The sequence below is a fragment of the Streptococcus danieliae genome, assembly GCF_009767945.1.
Lineage (GTDB): Bacteria > Bacillota > Bacilli > Lactobacillales > Streptococcaceae > Streptococcus > Streptococcus danieliae.
The window spans coordinates 1-3,478 of sequence record NZ_WSRS01000120.1 but is presented as its reverse complement, the minus strand read 5'-3'; the positions used below and the strand labels follow the sequence as shown (position 1 = coordinate 3,478).

Here is a 3,478-nt window from a genome sequence, read left to right as displayed (position 1 = left end):
TATGTCTTACCAGAATCCAAGTTAGGCCGTGCTCTCAAATACAGTTTGGATTATGAGTCCACATTCAAAACTGTACTGGAGGATGGACGTCTCGTTCTATCCAATAATTTGGCAGAAAGAGCAATCAAATCCTTAGTAATGGGGCGCAAGAATTGGTTGTTTTCCCAGAGTTTAGAGGGAGCAGAGTCTAGTGCGATTATTATGACTCTAATTGAGACAGCCAAACTCCACCAAGTGGACAGTGAAAAATATATAGTTTTCCTACTAGAACATTTACCAAACGAGGAGACTCTCGAAAAAAAGGAGGTTCTAGAGGCTTATTTACCATGGGCAAAACAAATACAAGAGCATTGTCGTTAAAGAAACCTCCAAGATTCAAAGCAAGCTGCTTACAATCTTGGAGGTTTTTTGATGTACCCTGTTATTGGGCGCTTACGAAACAGCTTCCGTAATCTGGCTCTGCTTCTTCCCATCTCCCTGTAAAACTGCATACAAATCTTTCAACTCAGAAAAACTCTGAGCATTAGCACTTCTTAACTCTTTAATAGCAGCTACATCTGACAGGTGATTCATTTGTTGATTCCGCTTGTAGATCTGATGCTTTAACTGAAAGATAGAGACCTTTGTTTGAAGCTCTTCTATATATTCCTGCTTTGAGATTTTGGACCCTCTCAGAAGCGATAAAATACTCCCATCTTTCATCTGCTTAACAAGACTCAGCTCTGCTCGCAAATGGCGAATCGGTAACTGGATCCGATCAGGGGTTGCCTTACTAATTGGCAAATCAACACTATCTGCAAATTGATTCTTTAAACGTTGTTCTAGTAACTGCTCTTTTTCTGAGAGTTTATAGTTAGGGATCAATTGTAACTGAATAACCTGTAATTCCTGAGTTAGTGATTGCTTTTTAAACTCGACAAATGGCTGATCAGATTCCAAAGGCTGCACCTGGTCCAGAAGCTTTTGACTAACTTGCAAGGCTTTCTGTCTGGCTTCTAACTGGCTCAACTTCAAAGCATAGCGATAGATTCCTAATTCCCGACGTTCTTTTTCGCTTGGCTGTGCTTTTCCCTTAGCAGCATCCACCAGATCAGTTAGCTGACTAGACGATAAGAGAGACAAATCTTTTAAAGTCAGGACCTTCAGTTGAATATCCTCCCTTAGCTGACTAATATCATAAACAGACTCCTTTACAAATTCTGGCCGCCCAATTCCCCTTCCGTACTTATCATAAGCCGCATAGACTGGCTTAGTAATTTCCAAGGCCTCTTCTCCATCCTTTATGAAATAGCCCAATTTCTGCCAATCCTTGAGACTTTTGACAACAGTTGCAGTAGGTAACTGTTCCAAAAGTTTTTTCTGGTTCAAGGGGGAAAAGTTCTCCAAATTTTTTTCCAGCTGAACGTCTCTCAGTTGGGGTTCAGATTCCTTAAAAGATTTCAAAATCTTATTGGCCAAGCGTTCCCTTAGATCCAGTACACGACGAGCTACATGATGTTCCAAATCATAGCCTTTTGATTCTGTTAAGGACCGAATCATTTTCCCATCCATTTTTCGGAGTTTTTCATAAACTTGATTTTTTTCAGCCGAATAGACACCTTTATAAGTTTCCAAGAACTCCCTGGTCTCTTCTAAAAATTCTTGATAAGCTGGGGCACCTGCATGTTGCAAATAAGAATCCAAATAGCGATCCAGAAAAAATTTGCTGACGGCAAAATCTTTGGCATTGGATCCGTACCTCCATTTTCCATGGTTTGGTAAATGATTGTAGGCTTGTTCCAAAAATTTTTTTTCAGCTGCCGACCGAATCTTATCTTCCTGGTAAACCGATTGAATTAAATTCGTTTTAAGGTTGGCCAGGATTTGCTCTTTTCGGATCAAGTTTGATCTTGTTTCTTCTTTCAACAGTCCATGATGGATTCCACTCTTGAAACGATTGATGGTTTTAAGGGAGAAATTGCCCTTATATTCCATACGGCCACGAGGTTCATAAAAGATCTTTTCACGAGCCGAATGAATTTCAGATAATCCAAAATGGATGTGAATGTTATCTGTATTCAGATGAATATTTCCCCACCAAAAAGCAGAATCAGAAAGCCCTTCTTTTTGAATCAAGGTTGGCATCATATCTCGCATAACTGCCTTGATAGCTTTCTGATCAACTTGGCCAGTCGCAACATCATATAAACCTTGTTCAGCTAGAAATGAATTATCAAACGAAATAACACCCTGCCACAAAAGCGATCCATTTTGATAAGCTGCTTCCAGATTTTGCTTCAGCTCTGTTAGCCTCTGCCTTTGAAGATAGTCTGCATCTTGAGTAAAAATAGCGGTCACTTCTTCTGACTGTACCTCAGTCGCATAAGATCTATTCATGTAATCAATATACTCCCGAAAATTCAACTGACTTTCTGGGACAGATTCTCGAATCCGATTCACTTCCTCTTCCGTCAAACCTTCAATCATTTGACGGTTGCTTTCCAAGAATAACTCATCGTCAATTTTCACAGCTTTATCACGGTTCATATAATTCACGTAATGATAATTAGGCTCAGTGTATTGAATCATAAATGTAATGTTGGGACTTGTTTGTATACTCAAAACTAGCTCCTTTCAATCATGTGAGAACTGACCTTTTAGTGAGAATATTTGATAGCTTGTCCTCTGCTAATATCTTCTTTGAGAATATCATCAATCCGTGCCATCAACTCATTTTGTTTTGGATCAAAATGAGAATGAACAGATTCTAAATCTTGAATATCAAAATCAACTCCTTTTGTAATTGCATGGAAATTGGTCAGCTCTAAATAAAGCAGTTGATCCATTTGTCGACGAATGGATTTTAAAAGTTTTTGATCTTCAGCGTCTGTCAAATTTTTTTCCAGCCGAATCAATCGTTCTGAAAAAGAATGTTGTTCCCCTTCTAAAAAGAGTTTATGAAAAGTATGAATCACTTTAACAACAACTGCCGAAGAATTGTTACCCTGACGATTCAAGCTCCCTCCTATCTCTGCATCAAGATAGGCTTTAATCTCATCAAATTTCTGCAATGTCTCTTCATTTAAATAAACATTCAATCGCTTTGCCATACTGTCTCCTCACTTAATCTTTTTGAGCACTCCCTGTCAAATAGTCAATACTATATCCTGGTTGGGCATTAAAAATATAGATGTCAAAAGAGATGCGGTTATCTTCGACACTCTGTGCTTCCATACGGACACCACGAGCTACCAATTCCTCATTTTTAAATAAAGGAGTTACTCGATAGCGAACATGATGTCCTGTTTCCTTAATATAGTCATTTGAAACAAGAACAAGACAACAAAGCATCCAGAAAATTGTCATAACTGGGCAATACTTTTCTGAGGTGTTTTTTCATATGAGCCCATGTGTTTTCAATAGGATTATACTCAGGTGAGTAGGGGGGAAGAGGCAAGAGTTTATGTCCTTGTTCTTCGCACAATACTTTTAGACGACT

Annotated in this window: 3 protein-coding genes and 2 pseudogenes; 1 reads left to right on the top strand and 4 read right to left on the bottom strand. The window is 38.7% G+C overall.

Annotation, left to right across the window (positions count from 1 at the left end; genetic code table 11):
- Nucleotides 1-360, top strand: a 360-nt coding sequence (locus E5983_RS08770) for an IS66 family transposase (RefSeq protein WP_160332181.1), incomplete at its 5' end; no start/stop codon positions are given.
- Between the two features lie 75 nt (nucleotides 361-435).
- Here E5983_RS08770 and mobP2 read toward each other — a convergent pair.
- From mobP2 to E5983_RS08750, 4 genes and pseudogenes are all read right to left on the bottom strand, one after another.
- Nucleotides 436-2,568 (bottom strand): annotated as a pseudogene (mobP2, locus tag E5983_RS08765) (MobP2 family relaxase); the annotation flags it as partial.
- Nucleotides 2,569-2,636: 68 nt separating this feature from the next.
- On the bottom strand, nucleotides 2,637-3,089 hold the full coding sequence (locus E5983_RS08760; protein WP_160333455.1) for a hypothetical protein: 453 nt from the start codon (nucleotides 3,087-3,089) through the stop codon (nucleotides 2,637-2,639).
- 13 nt (nucleotides 3,090-3,102) lie between these two features.
- A pseudogene (locus E5983_RS08755) lies at nucleotides 3,103-3,300 on the bottom strand (DNA/RNA non-specific endonuclease); the annotation flags it as partial.
- The coding region (locus E5983_RS08750) for a transposase (protein ID WP_202056368.1) at nucleotides 3,299-3,478 on the bottom strand (180 nt) is incomplete at its 5' end. The gene E5983_RS08750 and the pseudogene E5983_RS08755, both read right to left, overlap by 2 nt.